Below are 1,714 nucleotides of genomic sequence, written 5' to 3' on the forward strand. Positions count from 1 at the left end.
GTCACCGTGTCAGGGTCAAGAGCAAGGCCGCCGGGACAACGAGATCTCCAGACGCAGCTCGCCCGTTTTCAGTCATTTTTCCGTCGACCGTCGACGCCGACCTGGGCTTTTGCCGGCCGGCGCCGCGCCGAATGACTGAAAACGGGCGAGCAACTGTGTGCGGATCAGCCCTTTCGGCTGCGAATCGCCTCGAACACCGAGGGATCGACCAGTGTCGAGGTGTCGCCGAGCTCGCGGCCTTCGGCGACGTCCTTGAGAAGACGTCGCATGATCTTGCCCGATCGGGTCTTGGGCAGTTCGGGCACGACGTTGATCTCACGCGGCTTGGCGATCGGGGAGATCTCCACCGACACCTGCTCGCGGAGCTCCTTGATCAGCTGATCTCCGGTGTTCGCTACGCCTTCGCGCAGGATCACGAACGCGACGATGCCCTGCCCGGTGGTCTCATCGGCAGCTCCGATCACGGCGGCTTCGGCGACACCGGAGTGCCCGACGAGGGCCGATTCGACCTCCGCGGTGGAGATGCGGTGGCCGGAGATGTTCATGACGTCGTCGACACGGCCGAGGACCCAGAGTGCCCCGTCGTCGTCGTAGCGGGCGCCGTCGCCGGCGAAGTACCAACCCTGTTCGGCGAACCGCGACCAGTATGTGTCGCGGTAGCGCTCGTCGTCGCCCCAGATGCCGCGAAGCATCGACGGCCACGGCTTGTCGAGGACCAGGTAGCCCTGCTCGCCCGCGCCGACAGGCTGGCCGTTGTCGTCGACGATCTTCGCCGAGATGCCGGGCAGCGGTCCCATGGCCGAGCCTGGCTTGGTCGCGGTGACGCCGGGTAGCGGCGAGATCATGATGGCGCCGGTCTCGGTCTGCCACCAGGTGTCGACGATGGGTGCCGAGTTGGCTCCGATGACCTCGCGGAACCACTTCCACGCCTCGGGGTTGATCGGTTCGCCGACGCTGCCGAGCAGTCGGATGGAGCTCAGATCGTGGGCTTCGGGGATCTGGCGGCCCCACTTCATGAACGTACGGATCAGCGTGGGAGCGATGTAATACGTTGTGACACCGTATTTTTCGATGATCTCGAAGTGACGGTGCTCGTTGGGGGAGTTGGGGGTGCCCTCGTAGACCACTTCGGTCGCTCCGTTGGAGAGCGGCCCGTAGACGAGGTACGAGTGGCCGGTGACCCAGCCGATGTCGGCGCCGCACCAGAAGACGTCGCGGCCTTCCTTGTGGTCGAAGACGTAATGGAAGGTGTAGCTGGCCTGGGTCAGGTAACCGCCCGAGGTGTGCACGATGCCCTTGGGCTTACCGGTGGTGCCCGACGTGTAAAGCAGGAAGAGCGGGTGCTCGGAGTCGAAGGCTTCCGGTTCGTGATGAGTCGACGACTCGTCGACGGTGTCCTCCCACCACACGTCGCGACCTTCGACCCAGTTCAGATCGGGATCGTGATTGGTACGACGCACGACGAGGACCTTCTCGACAGACTTCGCGGCGGCGTCGCCGGTGCCGAGTGCTTCGTCGACTGCGGTCTTGAGAGGTGCGGGCTTGCCTCGGCGGAACTGGCCGTCGGTGGTGATGACGAGTTTGGCCTCGGCGTCGTCGACGCGGGAGCGCAGCGCGCCTGCGGAGAACCCGGCGAACACCACCGAGTGGGTCAGGCCGAGGCGTGCGCACGCGAGCATCGAGACGAGCGCCTCGGGGACCATCGGCATGTAGA

Annotated in this window: 1 protein-coding gene; it reads right to left on the minus strand. The window is 65.3% G+C overall.

Annotation, left to right across the window (positions count from 1 at the left end):
• Window positions 1-164: 164 nt before the first annotated feature.
• Window positions 165-1,714 (minus strand): acetate--CoA ligase (gene acs / locus A5777_RS11965; protein WP_064862806.1); only part of this gene is annotated, 1,550 nt, incomplete at its 5' end.

Source organism: Gordonia sp. 852002-10350_SCH5691597, from assembly GCF_001665715.1.
In the GTDB taxonomy this organism is placed as follows: Bacteria; Actinomycetota; Actinomycetes; order Mycobacteriales; family Mycobacteriaceae; genus Gordonia; species Gordonia sputi.